At 64.3% G+C, this 18,841-nt stretch carries 17 protein-coding genes; 8 read left to right on the forward strand and 9 right to left on the reverse strand.

Annotated features, from left to right (window positions below; genetic code table 11):
- A partial coding sequence (gene rpsI / locus B7X30_RS10190) for a 30S ribosomal protein S9 (protein ID WP_286730459.1) occupies positions 1-97 on the forward strand: 97 nt, incomplete at its 5' end.
- Positions 98-256: 159 nt separating this feature from the next.
- On the opposite strand, the gene cydB is transcribed toward rpsI, so the two are convergent.
- From cydB to glpD, 4 genes are all read right to left on the reverse strand, one after another.
- Positions 257-1,282 (reverse strand): cytochrome d ubiquinol oxidase subunit II, encoded by a 1,026-nt coding sequence (cydB, locus tag B7X30_RS10195; protein WP_286730445.1) that lies wholly within the window; start codon positions 1,280-1,282, stop codon positions 257-259.
- A 1-nt stretch (position 1,283) separates the two neighbouring features.
- On the reverse strand, positions 1,284-2,768 hold the full coding sequence (locus B7X30_RS10200; RefSeq protein WP_286730446.1) for a cytochrome ubiquinol oxidase subunit I: 1,485 nt from the start codon (positions 2,766-2,768) through the stop codon (positions 1,284-1,286).
- Between the two features lie 154 nt (positions 2,769-2,922).
- Positions 2,923-3,516 (reverse strand): GbsR/MarR family transcriptional regulator, encoded by a 594-nt coding sequence (locus B7X30_RS10205; RefSeq protein WP_286730447.1) that lies wholly within the window; start codon positions 3,514-3,516, stop codon positions 2,923-2,925.
- 136 nt (positions 3,517-3,652) lie between these two features.
- Positions 3,653-5,242, reverse strand: a complete 1,590-nt coding sequence (gene glpD, locus B7X30_RS10210) for a glycerol-3-phosphate dehydrogenase (RefSeq protein ID WP_286730448.1) — start codon at positions 5,240-5,242, stop codon at positions 3,653-3,655.
- A gap of 147 nt (positions 5,243-5,389) precedes the next feature.
- Between glpD and B7X30_RS10215 the strand changes: the two genes are divergently transcribed.
- The 5 genes from B7X30_RS10215 to B7X30_RS10235 all read left to right on the forward strand — a co-directional run bounded on the left by B7X30_RS10215 (position 5,390) and on the right by B7X30_RS10235 (position 8,601).
- Positions 5,390-5,857: a MarR family winged helix-turn-helix transcriptional regulator gene (locus B7X30_RS10215; protein ID WP_286730449.1), complete on the forward strand. Its 468-nt coding sequence runs from the start codon at positions 5,390-5,392 to the stop codon at positions 5,855-5,857.
- A complete protein-coding gene (locus B7X30_RS10220) occupies positions 5,854-6,435 on the forward strand; it encodes a cytochrome b (RefSeq protein WP_286730450.1) in 582 nt (193 codons plus the stop codon). Before B7X30_RS10215 ends, B7X30_RS10220 begins: the two co-directional genes overlap by 4 nt.
- Before the next feature lie 53 nt (positions 6,436-6,488).
- Positions 6,489-7,067, forward strand: a complete 579-nt coding sequence (locus B7X30_RS10225; protein ID WP_286730451.1) for a YceI family protein — start codon at positions 6,489-6,491, stop codon at positions 7,065-7,067.
- Positions 7,068-7,130: 63 nt separating this feature from the next.
- The gene (locus tag B7X30_RS10230) at positions 7,131-7,793 is read left to right on the forward strand and encodes a YceI family protein (RefSeq protein ID WP_286730452.1); all 663 of its coding nucleotides are present in this window, start codon (positions 7,131-7,133) and stop codon (positions 7,791-7,793) included.
- Between the two features lie 10 nt (positions 7,794-7,803).
- The gene (locus B7X30_RS10235) at positions 7,804-8,601 is read left to right on the forward strand and encodes a dioxygenase family protein (protein ID WP_286730453.1); all 798 of its coding nucleotides are present in this window, start codon (positions 7,804-7,806) and stop codon (positions 8,599-8,601) included.
- 37 nt (positions 8,602-8,638) lie between these two features.
- Here the strand turns inward: B7X30_RS10235 and B7X30_RS10240 are convergent, their stop codons facing one another.
- The 5 genes from B7X30_RS10240 to katG all read right to left on the reverse strand — a co-directional run bounded on the left by B7X30_RS10240 (position 8,639) and on the right by katG (position 16,673).
- Positions 8,639-9,820, reverse strand: coding sequence for an acyl-CoA dehydrogenase (locus B7X30_RS10240; protein WP_286730454.1), 1,182 nt, complete (start codon positions 9,818-9,820; stop codon positions 8,639-8,641).
- 36 nt (positions 9,821-9,856) lie between these two features.
- Positions 9,857-10,681, reverse strand: a complete 825-nt coding sequence (locus B7X30_RS10245; RefSeq protein WP_286730455.1) for a hypothetical protein — start codon at positions 10,679-10,681, stop codon at positions 9,857-9,859.
- 216 nt (positions 10,682-10,897) lie between these two features.
- Positions 10,898-12,490 (reverse strand): sensor domain-containing diguanylate cyclase, encoded by a 1,593-nt coding sequence (locus B7X30_RS10250; RefSeq protein ID WP_286730456.1) that lies wholly within the window; start codon positions 12,488-12,490, stop codon positions 10,898-10,900.
- A gap of 252 nt (positions 12,491-12,742) precedes the next feature.
- Positions 12,743-13,999 (reverse strand): Hsp70 family protein, encoded by a 1,257-nt coding sequence (locus B7X30_RS10255; protein ID WP_286730457.1) that lies wholly within the window; start codon positions 13,997-13,999, stop codon positions 12,743-12,745.
- Positions 14,000-14,477: 478 nt separating this feature from the next.
- Positions 14,478-16,673, reverse strand: coding sequence for a catalase/peroxidase HPI (gene katG / locus B7X30_RS10260; protein WP_156054071.1), 2,196 nt, complete (start codon positions 16,671-16,673; stop codon positions 14,478-14,480).
- A gap of 432 nt (positions 16,674-17,105) precedes the next feature.
- Here katG and B7X30_RS10265 point away from each other — a divergent pair, with 432 nt between their 5' ends.
- On the forward strand, positions 17,106-18,083 hold the full coding sequence (locus B7X30_RS10265; RefSeq protein ID WP_286730458.1) for a polysaccharide deacetylase family protein: 978 nt from the start codon (positions 17,106-17,108) through the stop codon (positions 18,081-18,083).
- Between the two features lie 49 nt (positions 18,084-18,132).
- On the forward strand, positions 18,133-18,841 hold a 709-nt coding region (locus tag B7X30_RS10270), incomplete at its 3' end, for a GNAT family N-acetyltransferase (RefSeq protein ID WP_502694422.1).

Below are 18,841 nucleotides of genomic sequence, written 5' to 3' on the forward strand. Positions count from 1 at the left end.
CAAGGCAGGCTTCGTCACCCGCGACGCCCGCGAAGTGGAGCGGAAAAAAGTGGGCCTGCGCGGCGCCCGTCGCGCCAAGCAGTTCTCCAAGCGCTGATATTTTTTCGCGCTTTGCTGCAAACAAAAAACCCGCCTTGTGCGGGTTTTTTGTTTGCGCTTTTGTTTATATAACAGGCATCGGCGCTCAGCCACCTAAGTTGGGGCCGCCGACCGGGTCGGTGGCCAGTGAAAAAAGAGCGGGCCCCAGTTCAATATCTCAATACGCGTGCTCCGCATCGGGATCGATTTTTCCGCGAAAGACGATGTATTGATAGACGTTGTAGGTAATCATCACCGGGATGAGCATGCCAATGCCGATGAGCATGAACACCAGGGTGCCGCTGTCCGATGCGGCCTGGTCGATGGTGAGCGAGCCGGGCACGATGTACGGATACCAGGTGGCGGCCAGGCCGGCGAAAGAGAACAGGAAGATCAGCATGCTCCAGACAAACGGCGCCACTTCGGCCTGCCGCTTGAGGGCGCGCAGCAGCATGACGAAGCTGAGTAAGGCCAGCGCGGGCAGCACGGCGAAGAAGTAGATGTTCGGGGTGGTGAGCCAGCGGGCGAAGATCTGCGGAAATTGCAGCGGCGTCCAGACGGTGACCACGGCGCCGACGGCGAGCATGATCCAGGCGAGTAGCTGGCCGCGCTGGTAGCAACCGGCCTGAATGTCGTCTTTGGTCTTGATGATGAGGTAGGTCGAACCCAGCATGGCGTAACCGGCCACCACGCCCAGCACCACGATGACGCTGAAGGGCGAGAGCCATTCCCACACGCTGCCCACATACACGCCGTTCACCACCTTCACGCCATTGAGCAAGCCACCGAGCGCGAACCCCTGGGCGATGGTGGCCAGCAGGCTGCCGACGCCGAACATGGCGCCCCAGAAGGCTTTGCGCTCGGAGAGCTCGTGAAACTCGAACGACACGCCGCGCAGCATGAAGCCCAGCAGCATGAGGATGATGGGGATGTAGAGCCCGTGCAGCACGGTGCCGTAGGCCAGCGGAAAGGCGCCGAACAGCGTGCCGCCGATGACCACCAGCCAGGTCTCGTTGGCGTCCCAGATGCTGCCCAGGCTGGCCATCATCACCTTGCGGCGGCGCTCGCCGACGAACAGCGAGAGCACCCCCACGCCGAGGTCGAAACCGTCGAGCACCACATAAAACACCATGAACAGGCCGATGATGAGAAACCAAACCGTGGCCAGAACGTGATGCAGTTCCTGCGGGTTGCCGAAGTCCATCTCACTGCCCTCCTTTCACCGCGAGCTTGGCGCTGACCGAGGCGGGCGCAATCGGTGCGACAGGCGGGGTGAAGGGAACGTGCTTGGGCGCAGCAGCGTGTTCCGGCTTACCACCCTGGCCGGGTGCGCCGGGCGGGTCTTCGAAGCTCGGGCCTTTGCGGATCATGCGTGCGGCAAAGACGAAGGCGGTGACGCCGATCACGCCGTAGAACAGCATGTACATGGCGAGTGACCACAGCACGGTGTCGGCCGGCAGGTTGCTCACGCCCTGGCTAGTGCGCATCATGCCGTAGACGATCCACGGCTGGCGGCCCACTTCGCGGGTCATCCAGCCGGCTTCAACCGCGGCGTAGATGGCGGGTACCGCGAGCAGCCAGCCACGCAGCAGCCATTTGTTTTCGCTGATGCGCGCCGCAGTCATGCGCTCACGTTTGCGCCACAGCATCCACAGCGTCCAGAAGGCCAGGAAGGCGACAAACACCCCGGCGGCCACCATGACGCGGAAGCCATAGAACGGAATCCACACTGGCGGCTGGTCTTGTGGCTTGAAGTGATCCAGACCGACGACTTTGCCCGTCATCGTTTTGGTCACGATCATGCTCAGACCATCGGGAATTTCCAGCGCCCAGTCGTTTTTCTGCTCTTTCTGGTTAGGAATAGCCAGCAGCGCCCACGGCGCGCCCTCGCCGGGCTTGTTGGTTTTCCAGTGCGCCTCGATGGCGGCGAGCTTGGCAGGTTGAGTCTCGGCCAGCGAGCTCCCCGCAGAATCGCCAATAAAAATCTGCAGCGGTGCGACGATGAACAACGAGATCACCGCCCACTTGAACGCCGGACGGAAGAAATCAACATGGCGTTTTTTGAGCAGGTAATACGCGCTCACCCCAGCCATGACGACCAGGCTGAGCTCGATCGCGGCGGTGAACATGTGGCCGAAGCCATAGGGCAGATCGGGGTTGAACACCGCGTCATACCAGTTGGTGATGGCGAACTTGCCGTCCACCAGCTTCACCCCGGCGGGCGTTTGCATCCAAGAATTGGCCACCATGATCCAGAAGGCCGACAAGGTGCTGCCAAAGGCCACCATGCCGGTGGCGAACAGGTGCATCTTGGGGCCGACGCGGCCCCAGCCGAACAGCATGATGCCGAGAAAACCGGCTTCGAGCATGAAGGCCATGGCCGTCTCGAAGCCGAGAATGTTGCCCATGAAGTCGCCGGCCGAGGTGGAGAACGGCCCCCAGTTGGTGCCGAAGGAGAACTCCATCGGAATGCCGCTAATCACGCCGACGCCGAAGTTGATCAGGAACAGCTTGGTCCAGAACTTGACCTGGTGAAAGTAGAAGACGTTTTTGGTCTTCACCCAAGCGGCTTCCATGCCGAACAGCACCAGCGCCAGCCCGATGGTGAGCGGCGGCCACATGATGTGGAACATCGCAATGAAGCCAAACTGCGCCCGAGCGAGGAACTCAGGGTTTTGAAGCCAATCCATGATGCACTCCTGAAGCGGTGGGATGTCGGTTGGCGTGCCGGGCCGCGCCGGGCGGCAGGTTGAGCCAACGATAAGCGGGACGCGTTACAGCGGGGTGACGCCCTGCGGCGGCGGCAGGTCAATGCGCAAGGTCCAGCAGAAGGCGGTGCACATCTCAGTTCTCCACCACTTGCAGCGCGGCGGCTTTGTCGCCCCGCCTGCGCGTGGCCACCTGCTTGACACGGCTTTTGAGGGCGATGAGCTTTTGCACCGCGCCGCCCAGTTGCATGAGCTGGCGCACGTCTTCGCTGGGCATGCGCTGAATATCGTCGAACCACTGCGTGGCCAGTTCGATGAGATCGTGCATTTCGCGCATGCGCTGCTGCGCGTATTGCTCGGAGGCGCCCTCGGGCTGAAACAGCAGGGCGTCGCGCAGCATGGACAGGGTGGGGTCGATTTCGCGCTTGCGGCGTTCCTCGGCCAGGGTGCGAAAAATAGCCCACACGTCTTCGGGCGCAGAGAAATAATCACGCCGGTCACCGGGCAGGTGCTGCATGCGCGCCAGATTCCAGGCGCCCAACTCCTTGAGCCCCATGCTGACGTTGGAGCGCGAAAAATCGAGCGCGGCGGCGATTTCGTCGGCATTGAGCGGGCGCTCGCTGACGAACAGCAGGGCATAAATCTGGCCGACGGTGCGGTTGATGCCCCAGCGGCTGCCCATTTCGCCAAAGTGCAGCACGAAGCGCTGGGTGAGTTCCGGGAGTTGCATAAGTGGTTTGATCGAAATTTCAGGAATTTCTGAAAGTCGAAGAAATTTTCTGACTTAGATCAAGCGCAAGGGGTAACGAGACGTGTTGCCCCTATACCCAGCCGGGTATTTGCCCGCGCGACGGCGCAGCGCGTAATCAGCGGCTGGCGAACCAGTCGGATACGGCGTGAGACTGGGAGGAGGCCGGGTGATCGGCGAGCAGGTGCAAACCGAGTTTGCTGCGGCGCCAAAGAACATCGTCGGCGCTGGCGGCCCATTCGGTGTCGCGCAAATAACGCAGCTCGGCCTCGAACAAACCGGGGGCGATCTCGGCGCCGAGGTCTTGCAGGCGTGCCGCGCCCTGCCCATCTGTGGTTTGCAGCACGCGGTCGATGCGGCTGCCGTAGGCGCGGGCCAGACGCTGCGCTAGGTCGGGCGGCAGCCACGGGTAGCGTTGCTGCACGGTTTGAACAAAACGGGCAAAGTCGGTGTCGGGGCGCTGTGCGGGGCCGATCCAGCCCGACAGATCGCCACCGGGAAGAAAGGCGTCGTGCGTCCAGGCCGGGCGTGCTTCGCCGAGGGCAGCGCAGAGCTGGTCGGCGGCCTGTTCGGCGAGCTTGCGGAAGGTGGTGATCTTGCCGCCCCACACGGTGAGCAGCGGCGCGCCGTCGCGGTCGAGTTCGAGCTTGTAGTCACGGGTCGCGGCCTTGGCATCGCCCGCGTGATCTTCGAGCAGGGGTCGCACGCCGGCGTAGCGCCAGACGGTCTGCTCGGGTCGCAACTCGGTGCGGAAGTAACGGTTGACTTCGGCACAGAGGTAGGCGGCTTCGGCCTCGCTGCAAGTCTCGGCGCTGTCGGGGTCGGGCACTTCGACATCGGTCGTGCCGATCAGGGTGAAGTCGCGCTCGTAGGGAATGGCGAACACGATACGGCCATCGTTCGCCTGAAAGATGTAGGCGTGTGGATGATCGAACAGGCGCGGCACGACGAGGTGGCTGCCGCGCACCAGCCGCAGCGAGCGGCGCTCGCGCGGCGGCTGCCCGTCGGCGTTGTGCACCGTGCGCTTGAGCAGTTGTTCGGCCCACGGGCCTGCCGCGTTGACCAGGGCGCGGGCGCTCACCTGCTGCTCGCCGCCCGCGGCATCGCGCAGCGTGGCTTGCCAGCCCGTGCCGTGGCGCGTGGCGGAGGTGCAGGCGGTGCGGGTCCGCACGGTTGCGCCGCGTTCCGCCGCGTCCACCGCGCACAGGGTGACCAGCCGGGCGTCGTCCACCCAGCCGTCGGAATACATGAAGCCGTGGGTGTATTCGGCCTTCAGCGGGGCGCCCGCGGCATGGGTGCGCAGATCGATGCTGCCCGAGCCCGGCAGCCACTCGCGCCGCGCCAGATGGTCGTAGAGAAACAGCCCGGCGCGAATCATCCAGGCCGGGCGCATGGCCGGTGCGTGCGGCATGACAAAGCGCAGCGGCCACATCAGATGCGGCGCGCTGCGCAGCAGCACTTCACGCTCCTGCAAAGCCTTGCGCACCAGGCCGAATTCGTAATACTCGAGATAGCGCAGACCGCCGTGAATCAGCTTGGTGGAGGACGAGGAAGTGTGCGCCGCAAGGTCGTCGCGTTCGCACAGCACCACCTTGAGGCCGCGCCCGGACAGATCGCGCGCGATGCCCGCCCCATTGATGCCGCCGCCGACGACCAGCACGTCGCAGGCGATACCGGGCGGGGGCGAAGAAATAGCAGCGCTGTTCATGCCGACATGGTAGGAGGGGCGACCTCGAAGCGTGAACTTCAGGCTGTGATGCGCGTGCCGGTGGCGCGGAACCGCAATGACCCTGCGCGCAGAGATAGTTCTAATAAGAACTAAGATGCGCAGCATGTTCTTTTCCCTGGTTGCGCCGTGACTTCCCCGCCCCCCTTTCTGCCCTTGTTGCGCGAACTCGTGCGCACCTATCAGGCGTTCGAGCGTTACTCCGCCGCGCATGTGCAAAGCCTGGGGTTGACCCCGGCGCAATTCGACGTGGTGGCCACGCTGGGCAACACCGAGGGCATGAACCCCAAGCAGTTGGGCGACAAGACCCTGATTACCAAGGGCACGCTGACCGGCGTGGTCGATCGCCTGCTGGCCAAGGGCTTGGTGCAGCGTCTGCCCGATCCGAGCGATGGCCGTGGGCAGATCGTGCGGCTGACGTCGCGGGGGCAGAAGGTGTTCGAGCAAGTGTTTCCTGCGCATGGGGCGCATCTGGCGCAGGCGTTCTCAAAACTGAGCGCTGCCGAGCTGATCGCGTCGCAGCAGGCCTTGCACAGTTTGCGGCAGGCGCTGGAGCAGGCGGGCGCTCATGCGGGTACTCAAGAGAGTGCGACATGAGATCCACCCCGGTTGCCGAAGTGGCCCGCTACACCCTGCCCGCGCAGTTGCTGCACTGGCTGATTGCCCTGTTGATTTTCGGCCTCTTTCCGCTGGGGCTTTATATGCACGGGCTGCCGCTTTCGGTGCGCAAAATCGAGTTGTATTCGTGGCACAAATGGTTCGGCATCACCGTGCTGCTGATGGTGGTGCTGCGTATCGGCTGGCGGCTCACGCATCGCCCACCGCCGTTGCCCGGCGATATTCCGCCCTGGCAGCAGGCGGCTGCGGCCCTGATGCACGAGCTGCTCTATCTGCTGATTCTTTGCATACCGCTCAGCGGCTGGGCGCTGAGTTCGGCGGCTGGTGTGCCCGTGGTGTGGTGGGGTGTGTGGAAGCTGCCCAATCTGCTGCCCGCCAATCCGGCGATGGCGCATCTGCTCGAACTGGTGCACGCCACGCTGAACTACACCCTGGCCGCCTTGGTTGCCGTGCATATTGCGGCGGCGCTCAAGCACCAGTTCATCGATCACGACGGCCTGCTGCTGCGCATGCTGCCGCGTCTGTTGCCGCGTTCGTTGCCACGCCCGCGCCGCTGATGGGCTCAAGACTCGCCATTCCGCGTGCGCTTTTTTGGAAAAGGAAATCAACCATGTCGCCTCTCTCGATCAAAACGCTGTGCGGCGCCGCCCTGCTGTCGATCTGCGCTGCAGCCTGGGCGCAGCCCGTTCCCGCTGCGGCCTACACCCACGCTTTGCCTGCGTCGAGCGTGAGCTTCAGCGCCACCCAAATGGGCGTGCCGATGAAAGGCCACTTCAAAAACGCGACCGCGCAGATCGACTTCATGCCGGGCGACCTCGCCAAGTCGCACGTCGAGGTTGCGGTGCAGTCGGCCAGCGTGGACGCGGGCAGCGCCCAGACCAACGCCCTGCTCGCCGGGGCCGACTGGCTGGCGGCCAAAGCCGATCCGCAGACCCGTTTCGTCTCCAGCCAATTCACCCCCGATGGACCGGGACGCTACTGGGTTAGCGGCACCTTCAGCGTGAAGGGCCACAGCCAGCCGCTGCGCGTGCAGGTGAGCACCCACCCCGACGGCACAGACCTGATCATGGACGCCGCCTTCACGCTCGACCGCACCGCCTTCGGCCTGGGCACCGGCTCGTGGGCGGACACCAGTGTGGTGGCCGCCGCCATTGCGGTGCAGGTGCATCTGGTCGTTTCTCCGCAATAACAACTGACATAACTGACACAACTGACTTACCGCACACCACACTCTCTCTGAAAGGACTTCACCATGTTGCGTTCAAGCTCCCGCTCACTTCTGGCCCCCGCGCTTTCAACCGCCGTGGCCATGGCGCTCTGCGCCGCACCGGCCTGGGCCGCCGAAACCACGGCGCCGCAGGCCTATGTTCACAAGCATGCCGATCCGGCGGGGAGTTACCGCGTCGATCCTGATCATTCCGGGGTGCAGTTCACCATCGGCCACGCGGGTGTCGGGCGCTTTACCGGGGTGTTCAAACGGGTGACCGGCAGCTACACCTTCGACCCTGCGAACCCCGCCAAAGACAAGGCCGATATCGTCATTCCCGCCCAGAGTCTGGACACCTTTTTGCCGCAACGCGATACCGATCTGCTGGCCGCGCCGTTTTTCGATGCCGCTGCGCACCCCGACATCCGCTTCGTCGGCACGCGCTATGTGCCGCAGAACAAGACCCACGGCAAGCTCTACGGCAATCTCACCCTGCGCGGCGTGACCCACCCGGCGACCTTTGAGGTGACGCTGGAAGGCGCGGGCGATGTGGCCTATCTGCCCAAACCCTGGGGCGGTTATCTGAGCGGCTTCGTCGCCACCACCACGATCAACCGCATGGACTACGGCATGACCGCATTCGCCGCCGGCCTGAGCCATGAAGTGAAAGTGCGCGTGGAGATCGAAGGCGTGCGCACCCCATCATGAGGAGCTGAACATGCCCGGCCAGCGCATGCCCACGTTGTTTGTCTCTCACGGCTCGCCCATGCTACCGCTGGAGCCGGGCAGCGCCGGGCCGATGCTCCAGGCGCTCGGGCAGGCTTTGCCGCGGCCCGAGATCATCCTCGCCTTTTCGCCGCACTGGATGGCGCGGCAGCCCATTCTGGGCACCAGCACGCGGCCCGCGACCCTGCACGACTTCGGCGGTTTCGACCGCGCGCTCTATGCCCTGCAATACCCCGCGCCCGGCGCGCCGCAGTGGGCTGCGCGGATAGAAGCACTGTTGCGCGAAGCCGGCTGGGGCGTGCACGAAGACCCGCAGCGCGGGCTCGATCACGGCGTCTGGTCACCGCTTCGCCTGATGCTTCCGCAGGCGGATATTCCGGTGGTGCCGCTGGCCATGCCCTGGCCGCTCGACGCGGCGCTCGCCTACCGCCTGGGCGCGGCGCTGGCGCCGCTGACCGAGCAAGGCGTCTTGCTGTTCGGCACTGGCAGCCTGACGCACAATCTGCACGAGTTTCACCCGTCCGCCCGCACCGACGATCCACCGGCCGCCTACGTGCAGGCTTTCGTCGAATGGATGCGCGGCATGATCGACCGCGGCGACACCCCAGCGCTGCTCGACTACCGCCGCAGAGCGCCGCATGCGGCACGCGCGCACCCCACCGACGAGCATCTGCTGCCGCTGTTCTGGGCGCTGGGCACCGCTGGCGAAGGCGCCACGCCGCGTCATCATGCCGGGGGCGTGCACTACGGCAACCTCAGCATGGACGCTTGGGAGTTTGTCGCCGCCTGAGCGGGAATGCGCCGCGTCGCGGACGGTGGCGTGAGACTCAGAACGCCGCGATGCCCGTGATCGCCCGGCCGAGAATCAGGGCGTGGATGTCGTGCGTGCCCTCGTAAGTGTTGACCACTTCGAGATTCACCAGATGGCGGGCCACGCCGAACTCGTCTGAAATGCCATTGCCGCCGAGCATGTCGCGCGCGGTGCGGGCGATGTCGAGCGCCTTGCCGCAGTTGTTGCGTTTGAGCAGCGAGGTGACTTCGGGCGCCGCCGTGCCTTCGTCCTTCATGCGCCCCAGGCGCAGCGCGCCCTGCAACCCCAGGCTGATGTCGGTCGCCATGTCGGCGAGCTTTTTCTGCACGAGCTGATTGGCCGCCAGCGGTCGCCCGAACTGCTTGCGGTCGAGCACATACTGCCGCGCACGGGCGTAGCAGTCTTCCGCCGCGCCCATCGCGCCCCAGGCGATGCCGTAGCGCGCGCTGTTCAGGCAGGTGAACGGGCCTTTGAGTCCGCGCACCTGCGCAAAGGCGTTTTCTTCGGGGCAGAACACTTGGTCCATCACAATCTCGCCGGTGATCGAGGTACGCAGGCCGACCTTGCCGTGTAGGGCCGGTGCGCTCAGCCCCTTTGCCCCTTTGTCGAGCACGAAGCCGCGAATCTCGCCCGCGTCGTCCTTGGCCCAGACCACGAACACATCGGCGATCGGGCTATTGCTGATCCACATCTTGTTGCCAGTGAGCGCATAGCCGCCGGGCACGGCACGGGCGCGCGTGCTCATGCCACCGGGGTCGGAGCCGTGATCGGGTTCGGTCAGCCCGAAGCAGCCGATCCATTCGCCGCGGGCCAGCTTGGGCAGATACTTCTGCTTCATCGCTTCGGAGCCGAAGGCGAAGATCGGCAGCATGACCAGCGAACTCTGCACACTCATCATCGAGCGATAGCCCGAATCGACCCGCTCGACCTCGCGCGCAATGAGCCCGTAACCCACATAGTTCAACCCCGCGCCGCCATAGGCCTCGGGAATCGTCGGGCCGAGCAGGCCGAGCGCTCCCATTTCGCGGAAGATCGTCGGGTCGGTGGTTTCATGGCGGAAGGCGCTGAGCACCCGCGGCACGAGCTGGTCTTGGCAATACGCCTGCGCGGCGTCGCGCACCGCCCGTTCGTCGGCGCTGAGTTGGGCGTCGAGCTGCAGCGCATCGTCCCATTGAAACGCGGGTTTGGAGGAGGCCATGGGTTTTCCTTGCAGGAGAAATCAATCAGGGGCAAATCATCTTACGGCGGGCGCCCGGCCCGGCCATGTTCTTCCCAGCAGCAGCCGGTAAAGCCGCATCATCCCCCAGAAAAACAGCAGGGGCAGCACCACGGTCTGTATCAGAAAGACGGCCGCCAGGGTGATGAGGTGCGACACGATACCGCTCGCCTTGGCCTGCAGCGCCTGCACCTGCTGGCCGATGTCCTGCGTCTGCGACCACAGTTGTCTGAGCTTGTCCAAGGCTGCGCCGTCGGCCTGCGCCGCCGTCTGCGCTTCAGAGGCTGCGGGGGTGGACAGGCTGACCTGCTGCTGTGCGGCGGCGTAGTCGCGCGCCATCAGCAGCGAATAGGTCAGCTCGCTGGCCAGCGAGGCGGCGGGCACGCTCAGGCTGAGCACCAACAGGCCAACCGACAGCCGCGCCAGCCAGGGCGGTGCGCGGCGCTCTCTCAGCACCAGCACAGCCCAGGCCAGAAACAAGGCGGAGAGCACCACCGCCAGCGGCCAGGCGCTGAACACCGCGATCAGCACTTGCTGCATGGCAAACGACAAAGTCGCCACCAGCATGACGGTGGAAAACTGCTCGACCAGATCGTCCAGCGGGTCGAGTGCCGCGCCCGGCTGCAACGAAGCGCCCGCGCCGATCTGAAAACTCACCGACGCACTCTTGGCCTCGCTGAGCACGCCGTTGAGCGCCCGCGCCGAAGCAAACGTCACCAGCGCGCGCTGCAGCCCCGAATCGACAGACCGTTGCGCCGTGGCTTGCAGCGGACGCCACCACACCAGCGCCAGAACCAGCGCGAACACCGTCAGCAACGCCGCCTTCCTCTGCTTGCTCTCCATGATGCATTCCCTCGAAAAATCGCCCAGCGCCCAGCATAGAAGGAAGTGAGTTGGGTCTGCACGCATAAGGGACGGCGGTGTTTTGCCGTCAAGGCGGCGAATAGCGCTACTTCAAACCAGCCTCGATCGCGCGTGTTGCCGCTCAATCCCTCAGGCTTGCATCAGCGCATGAGCAAACGCCGGGTCGCCCCTCGGGCGCTCAGCAGCGCCGGACGCCTACAAAACCGAGGCCGCAGCCAGCTCCACCCGGTTGCGACCGTTTTGTTTGGCCTGGTACATGGCCGTATCGGCGCGGCCCAGCGCGGCTTCCAGAGTGCTCTCGCCGGGCTGCAGAACGGTGACGCCGATGCTCAGCGTCATCGGCACCCGTAGCCCCTGGATGCGTAGCGCATGTCGCGACACCGACAGGCGGATGCGATCAGCCAGTTCATACGCATTTTCCAGGCTAGTGGCGGGCAGAAAGACGGCGAACTCCTCGCCGCCGATCCGCCCGATCACGTCGCCCTCGCGCAGCGCGGCGTTCATGCGATTGGCCAGCTGCACCAGCACGGTATCGCCCACGGCGTGACCGTGCGTGTCGTTGACGCGCTTGAAGTGGTCGGCATCGATCAGCAGCAGACTGGGCGCCTGGTCGCGGGCGGATTGCAGCAAGGCATTGGCGCGCTCAAAAAAGCCGCGGCGGTTGTAGAGCCCGGTCAGCGCGTCGGTCTGGGTCATGCGGGTGAGCGCCTGCTCGCGCTGCTTGCGGTCGGTGATTTCCACCAGGCTGGTGAGCACCGCGGCCTTGTTGTCGTAGCGCAGGCTGCTGGCGGCCAGCATGACGTGGATGTGATTGCCGCTGGAGGTGAGCATGCGCACATCCACAGGGCCCGCTTCGCCGCGTGCTTTCAGCGCATCGGTCACGGCGCTGCGAGCACGCGCGTCCGCGTAAAAATTCGAGGCATAGGCAGAGCCCGGTTCAGTGTGGCGCCGTTCCGGGTCGAGCAAGGCTTGCGCAGCGCGGTTGAATCGCAACACCGAGCCGTTGTCTTGCTGGCTCAGGACCAGCGGCACCGGGCAGACCTCGAACAGATGGCGCAGATTGCCCTCGGAGGTGCGGCGCTCCCGCATTTCTTTTTCCAGCCGCTGGCGTTCGAGCCAGAGCTGGCGGCCGGAGCGGGCGTTGTGGGCGGCAGTCATCCACCCCAGAATGTGCACATACAGCGCGATGACCAGCAGCGCGCTCAGGTCGCGCCAGGAGGCGTCATGCCACCCGTAGGCCTGAATGAACAGGCTGGCGGTGCCCAGCGGCAACAGCCAGAAGTTGACCGGGCTGAGCATGGGCACGAAGGCATAAGCCGACGCCACTATGAGCAGGCCGGTCAGTCCCTGATAGGGTGAGAACTCGCCATAGCCCAAATTGACCAGACGCAAGGCGACGATGGCTCCGAGTTCAAACAGAATCAGCGCCGTGCGCAATTGCGCCGGACGCGCGACAGCGCCGGGCCGCGCCACGCGCCAGAGATACAGGCCCAGCGCCAACACGGCCAGCCGCACGGCGAGCAGCCAGAAGAACGGGGGGCTATCGTGCAGCTGGGTCCAGTCGACGATGCTGCCGAGCAAACACACCAGACCGCCCAACAGCCCGAGCAGACGCAATCGCGCGGCGATATCGGGCCAGAGATCATGCACATAGGCGTGCTCGTCCTGTCTGCGCAGAAACAGGCCGAGTCGGCCGATGGGTGGCGAGGCTTCGCCGGTCAGGCGTGCCGACTCGCTGCCGCTGGTGGCAGAACGGGGCTCAAGACTGCGGCGAGGCCAGGGGGTCATGTGCGCAACGGCAAAAATCAGGCGGCTGAGAGCGCCCCCAGACCTGCCGCGTTCGCGTCAGGCCCCCCGAGGGGGATGAGAAAACTTGGGGCGGCCCGGCATTTTCTCATGAGGGAAATGTAAACATTGTTCCCGAACTCGGCGGCAGGCGTCTCGGGAAAATGTCACAGCGCAGCCTGTTTTTCGCAATGTCCTACGCACCCGCCTTTTTACCGGCGGAACCGCGCGCAGGCGCGCCGATTGCGCAACGAATCAACCGCGGCTGTACGCCAGGCCCGAGGCCACGCCGCCGAACAGGTCGCCGACCACCAGCTCCACGCCGACGAACTCGGCCTGCAGTGCGCGCTGAAAAGGGCGCAGCGCGCTCGACCCGCCGGTGAGGTAGATTGCATCGAGCGCGCCGTCGCCCAGGCCCGCGCGCTGCACGCAGTCGCGGGCGCAGGCCACGGTACGCGAGAGCAAATCCGCCAGATGATCGCGCAGATCGGCGGGGGTGAGCGAGGCCTGCAGCCCCCTCTCGATGAACGATAGCGTGATGGCCGTATCGGCATCGTCCTGCGAGCAGCGGATCTTGGCCTGCTCGACCTCATGCGCCAGCCGGTGCCCCTCGCGGTGGCGCAGCACCGTCATCAGTCGCTCGTGCAGTTGGGGCTCGGCATAGTCTTCGCGCAGCGCCTGCGCCTGACTCAGCGCGCGCGGCAGATACAGCCACTGGATCAGGTGCCAGGTCGAGAGATCGAAAAACACGCGGCTGGGCACCTCGCGCTGCTGCGGCCCCAGGTGGCGGTAGCCCAGCAGGGACATGGCCCGCTCCAGACTGAGCTTGTGGTCGAAATCGGTCCCGCCGATGTGCACCCCGGAAGTGGCGAGCACGTCGGCGCTGCGGTCGGCTTGTGCACTGCGCAGCGGGCCCAGTCGCACCACGGTGAAGTCGGACGTGCCGCCGCCCACATCGACCACCAGCACCAGACTCTCGCGCGACAGACGGCGCTCGTAGTCGAGCGCCGCTGCGATGGGCTCCAGTTGAAACGTCACCTGCTCGAACCCCACCGCCAGGGCGGCCTCGTGCAGCGAGCGCTGCGCTTCCGCGTCGCGCTGCGGGTTGTCGTCGACAAAGTACACCGGTCGGCCCATGACCACCCGCGTGGGCGCGCGGCCCAGCGCCTGCGCCGCACGCTGGCGCAACTCGGCGAGGAAGGTCGCCACGATGTCCTGAAAGCTGACCTGCTGGTGGTTGACTTCCGTCTTCTCCAGCAGCAGCGGGCTGCCCAGCAGGCTTTTGAGCGAACGCATCAGCCGCCCTTCCGAGCCGTTGAGGTATTGCCGCACGGCGTCGCGTCCGAAGTGCGTGTGGTGGTCTTCCGCGTTGAAGAACACGGCCGTGGGCATGGCCAGCGCTTCGCCCTCCAGCGGAATCAGACGTGACAGTCCGTGTGGCTCCGCCCAAGACACCGCCGAATTGGAGGTGCCGAAATCAATGCCGAGCGTGCCGTGTAGAGGGGACATCATGAACAAAAGTGAGGTTGCCACAGTGCTGCACGCGATGCAGCGGGCTGCGCAGTTTACTCACCTTGAACCCAGATCTTCCATGAGGCGGGGCTTCGCCCCTACGCGGGCGCTGGCGGGCGCGAGTTTGAGAATCCAGGGCGTCTTCGCCCCCGCGCTTCGCGCCCATAGCGATGGCTATGGGCTTGTCACGCAGGGCCAAATCCGCCCCACCCCAACCCTCCCCACAAGTGGGGAGGGAGTGATTTCACCTCCCCCACGCCGTGGGGGAGGTCGGGAGGGGGATCCCCAACCCGCCGCGCCATCAACCCGTGTCCCCATGGAAAATCTGGGTTGAAAGAGCGGCATTTGTGCGGCGGGCTAACTGGCGCGACGCAGAGGCGGGTTTGCGCGCGCGCACAAAAAAGCCGGGATAAAAACCTTCCCGGCGAAGTCCAGCCAAGCCGGTCTCGGCTTGCGCCTCGACCGGCTTCCTCAAGGTTCAGGCCAGGTCGAATCGATCCAGATTCATCACCTTGCCAAAGGCTGCGGCGAAGTCGTGCGCGAACTTCTGCTGCGCATCGCTGCCGGCATACACCTCGGCAATGGCGCGAAGCTGGGCGTTTGAGCCGAACATGAGATCGACCGTGGTGGCCGTCCACTTCAGCGCCCCGGTCTTGCGGTCGCGGCCCTCCATCACGCCTTCGGTTGCGGTGCGCTCCCACTTCGTGCCCATGTCGAGCAGGTTGACGAAAAAGTCGTTGCTCAGGGTTTCCGCTCGCTGGGTGAACAGGCCGTGGTGCGACTCTCCGACGTTGGTGTTCAGCGCGCGCATGCCGCCGATCAGCACCGTCATCTCGGGCGCGCTCAGGTTCATCAACTGCGCCCGGTCGACCAGCAATTCAGCGGCATAACCGGCATAGCCCTTGCGGGTGTAGTTGCGGAAGCCGTCGGCCTTGGGTTCGAGCACGGCGAACGACGCCACATCGGTTTGTTCCTGCGTGGCGTCGGTGCGGCCGGGTGAGAACGGCACCTCGACGTCGATCCCGCCCTTCTTCGCCGCCGCTTCCACCCCGGCGCAACCGCCCAGCACGATCAGGTCGGCCAGCGACACTTTTTTGCCACCCGCGGCCTGCGCGTTGAACTCGGCCTGGAGGGCTTCGAGCTTGGACAGCACCTTGGCCAGCTCGGCGGGTTGGTTGGCTTCCCAGTCTTTCTGCGGTGCGAGGCGGATGCGCGCGCCGTTGGCGCCGCCGCGCTTGTCGCTGCCGCGGAAGGTGGAGGCCGAGGCCCAAGCGGTGCCGACCAGTTGGGGGATGGACAGGCCGGAGGCGAGCAATTTGGCCTTGAGCGCCGCAATGTCTGCCGCGTCGATCAGCGGATGATCGACCGCAGGCACCGGGTCTTGCCAGATCAGCTCTTCCTTGGGCACGAGCTTGCCGAGGTAGCGGGCGCGCGGCCCCATGTCGCGGTGCGTGAGCTTGAACCAGGCGCGGGCGAAGGCGTCGGCGAACTCGTCCGGGTTGGCCATGAAGCGGCGTGAGATCTTCTCGTAGATCGGATCGACGCGCATGGCCATGTCGGCATCGGTCATCAGGATGGGCACCTTCTTCGACGCATCCGCCGCTGACGGGGCCATGTTCTTGTCGGTGTTCTGCTTGGGCACCCATTGATGCGCACCCGCCGGGCTCTTGACGTTTTCCCATTCATTGCCGAACAGCACTTCGAAGTAGCTCATGTCCCACTGCGTCGGCGTGGGCGTCCAGGAGCCCTCCAGTCCGCTGCCGATCTGGTCGCCGCCCTTACCGCTCTTGTAGCTGCTGATCCAGCCCAGTCCCATCTCCTCCACTGGGGCCGCCTCGGGCGCTGGCCCGACATGCGTGGCAGGCCCGGCGCCGTGGCATTTGCCGAAGGTGTGACCGCCCGCGGTGAGCGCCACGGTCTCTTCGTCGTTCATGGCCATGCGCGCGAAGGTTTCACGCACCATCTGCGCCGAAGCCAGCGGATCGGGCTTGCCGCCCGGCCCTTCCGGGTTGACGTAAATCAGCCCCATCTGCACGGCGGCGAGCGGGTTTTCGAGATCGGCTTGCTGCGTGCCGTGGCGCGTATCGCCCAGCCAGGTGTTCTCCGAACCCCAATAGGTGTCTTCCTCCGGCTCGTACACATCGGCGCGCCCGCCGCCGAAACCAAAGGTTTTGAAACCCATCGATTCGAGGGCCGCATTACCCGCGAGAATGTACAGATCGGCCCACGACAGCTTGCGGCCGTACTTCTGCTTGATCGGCCACAGCAGACGACGCGCCTTGTCGAGATTGACGTTGTCGGGCCAACTATTGAGCGGCGCGAACCGCTGATAGCCGCTGCCCGCGCCGCCGCGCCCGTCGCCAATGCGGTAAGTGCCCGCGCCGTGCCAAGCCATGCGGATGAACAGCGGGCCGTAGTGCCCGTAGTCCGCAGGCCACCAGTCCTGCGAGTCGGTCATCAGCGCCTTGAGGTCTTTGACCACGGCGTCGAGATCGAGGGTCTTGAACTCTTCGGCGTAGTTGAACGCCTCGCCCATCGGATTGGACGCTGGCGCGTGCTGGTGCAGCATTTTGAGGTTGAGCTGGTTGGGCCACCAATTGGCGTTGCCCATCGCCCCGACGACAGTCTTGGTCTGGGTGCTGTGCGCCACCGGGCATTTCAAATCGTTCGACATGGTTGACTCCTTGAGGTTGTCATCGCTTCAAGGTGCTTGATGCGACCGTTGCAGCTTAGGCCGCAATAATTGAAAAGAACAATTTAAAGTTCCAATACGATTGATTGAGTAAAACTAGGCAAAGGCCGGATTGGCGCCTTGCTGATGTGCCGTTCAAATGGTTGAAGGTTCGGCAGGGTTCCACTGTAAGACGCAAGTTGGTGACTTATTTCCTGTTTTTATCGGGTGTTGTATGAAACGATGGCCCACTGTTCCCGTGTTTGTGCCGTTCTTTCGTACGTACGACCTAGCCTTGGTGAAGGGCGTACTTATCCCGCCATTCATTCAGGGGGGCGGGTTTCTTCACAGTCGTAATTATTTGTATAGTGGTTTTAACGATTTCGAGCCCTTTTTGGGCTTAAGACAATCTGTACAGCAACTTTCCAGAATCGCATGGCTGATTCCCCTCCCACGGCTCCAAGCGCACTCAAAAGCTACGCGCGCACCTCCGCTTTAGCGGTGGCGCTCGGCAGTGGGGTGTCGCACTGGCTAGCGCATCGCCATCCTGTGCGCCGCATCCTCATGCTGCACGGCGTGGGTGGAAGCACGATGCCTCCGGGAGATTTCCACCGCGTGATGTCGTGGCTGAAGCAACGCTATGCCATCGTGCCGCTCGATCTCATGGTTCGAGAGATTCTGGACGGTGTGCCCGCGCCCGCTGGGGCCGGCCGCAGCCAGCTCGCCATCACCTTCGACGACGGCCTGTGCAATCAGTACCGCATCGCCCGCCCCATCCTCGAGCAACTTGAGATACCGGCCACGATTTTTGTCTGCCCTGGCCTGGTGGATGCCAGGCAGTGGATGTGGAACCACGAGGCGCGCGCCCGGTTGAAGCGTTTATCAAATGAAGGGCTGATGGACTGCGCGCAGACCTTGAATTCGCCTGCGCATCACCTCGAAGGCTTCATTGCCTGGATGAAAACTCTGTCCCTGCCGCAAAGACAACATGCGCAGGACGTTCTGCGCGATTGCACGCCGCGCTTCGTCCCCACCCCTGCAGAGCACGAGGCTTACGACATGATGAGCTGGGATGAGGTGCGCGCCTGTGACCGCGGCTGCCTGACGATAGGTTCGCACACCATGACCCACCCCATCCTGCCCACGCTGACGGAAGATGAAATCCAGCACGAGTTGCACGACAGCCGTGAGCGACTCGAGACAGAGCTGGGCCGAAGGGTCGATTGGTTTTGCTACCCCAACGGTTCGACGGATGAGCGAGTGCGGAAGGTCGCCCGGTCGATCTACCGCGCGGCCGTGACGACCGAAGAGGGCATGGTGTCGGCAGAGGTCGATCCAATCGCAATTCCGCGCATTCCTGTGACATCGCATCTTCCCCTACTGGCCTGGCGCATGCACCGGCCTTGGGCCTGAGAGACTTGAATTCGCGCATTGCCGCCCCGCTTCGTGCCAGGCCTGATCCATGCAAATTGAACTCATCACCACGACGCCGGCCTTCGACGCCCTAGAGCCCGAGTGGCGCGCCATCGAGGGCCTGACCCCGCGCAACAGTCTGTTTCTCAGCTGGGATTGGCAGCGTCTGTGGTGGTCGCAGTATGGGGAGGGACGAGAACTGCGGATTCTGGTGGCGCGTTTTGGCGGTCAGGCCGTGGGCATTTTTCCGCTGTATCTGGAAACGCACCGCGCCTTCAAGATCCTGCGCGTGCGTAAGCTCAGGCCCATCGGCTCCGGAGGCGATACCGCGCCCGACGATCTGGGCATGTTGTTCGATCCGGCCCACGAACAGGCCGTTGCCAGAGCGTTTGTCGATCATGTGCTGAACAACGTGTCCGGTTGGCAGTTGCTCGATCTCGTCGATCTGCCCGCCGATTCGGCCTTGCTGGCTTGCTGGACGCAGCAAAGCACACAGATTTCAGGCTCGATTGAGCGCACGCCGGTGAACCGCATCATCTACGGCGATTTGCCGCCGGACTGGGAAAGTTATCGCAAAGGACTCAGCCGAAATCGACGTGAGGTTTTAGGTCGGAAGCGCCGAAAATTTGAAGCGCAGCCAGAAGCGCGTTTTTTTCAGATCCAACAAGACGCGCAAATCGATTGGGCGTTTGAGCGGCTCGCCGAGTTGCATCGGCTGCGCTGGCAAGGGCGTACCGAAGAACTCAGTTTCACCTCGC

This window comes from Thiomonas sp. 13-64-67, assembly GCF_002282795.1.
Taxonomy (GTDB): domain Bacteria; phylum Pseudomonadota; class Gammaproteobacteria; order Burkholderiales; family Burkholderiaceae_C; genus Thiomonas; species Thiomonas arsenitoxydans.

Bases quoted from the DNA above. Each gene is read 5' to 3' on its own strand.
- cydB (WP_286730445.1), bottom strand. From the start codon at position 1,282: ATGGACTTCGGCAACCCGCAGGAACTGCATCACGTTCTGGCCACGGTT.
- B7X30_RS10200 (WP_286730446.1), bottom strand. From the start codon at position 2,768: ATGGATTGGCTTCAAAACCCTGAGTTCCTCGCTCGGGCGCAGTTTGGC.
- B7X30_RS10205 (WP_286730447.1), bottom strand. From the start codon at position 3,516: ATGCAACTCCCGGAACTCACCCAGCGCTTCGTGCTGCACTTTGGCGAA.
- glpD (WP_286730448.1), bottom strand. From the start codon at position 5,242: ATGAACAGCGCTGCTATTTCTTCGCCCCCGCCCGGTATCGCCTGCGAC.
- B7X30_RS10220 (WP_286730450.1), top strand. From the start codon at position 5,854: ATGAGATCCACCCCGGTTGCCGAAGTGGCCCGCTACACCCTGCCCGCG.
- B7X30_RS10225 (WP_286730451.1), top strand. From the start codon at position 6,489: ATGTCGCCTCTCTCGATCAAAACGCTGTGCGGCGCCGCCCTGCTGTCG.
- B7X30_RS10230 (WP_286730452.1), top strand. From the start codon at position 7,131: ATGTTGCGTTCAAGCTCCCGCTCACTTCTGGCCCCCGCGCTTTCAACC.
- B7X30_RS10235 (WP_286730453.1), top strand. From the start codon at position 7,804: ATGCCCGGCCAGCGCATGCCCACGTTGTTTGTCTCTCACGGCTCGCCC.
- B7X30_RS10240 (WP_286730454.1), bottom strand. From the start codon at position 9,820: ATGGCCTCCTCCAAACCCGCGTTTCAATGGGACGATGCGCTGCAGCTC.
- B7X30_RS10245 (WP_286730455.1), bottom strand. From the start codon at position 10,681: ATGGAGAGCAAGCAGAGGAAGGCGGCGTTGCTGACGGTGTTCGCGCTG.
- B7X30_RS10250 (WP_286730456.1), bottom strand. From the start codon at position 12,490: ATGACCCCCTGGCCTCGCCGCAGTCTTGAGCCCCGTTCTGCCACCAGC.
- B7X30_RS10255 (WP_286730457.1), bottom strand. From the start codon at position 13,999: ATGATGTCCCCTCTACACGGCACGCTCGGCATTGATTTCGGCACCTCC.
- katG (WP_156054071.1), bottom strand. From the start codon at position 16,673: ATGTCGAACGATTTGAAATGCCCGGTGGCGCACAGCACCCAGACCAAG.
- B7X30_RS10265 (WP_286730458.1), top strand. From the start codon at position 17,106: ATGGCTGATTCCCCTCCCACGGCTCCAAGCGCACTCAAAAGCTACGCG.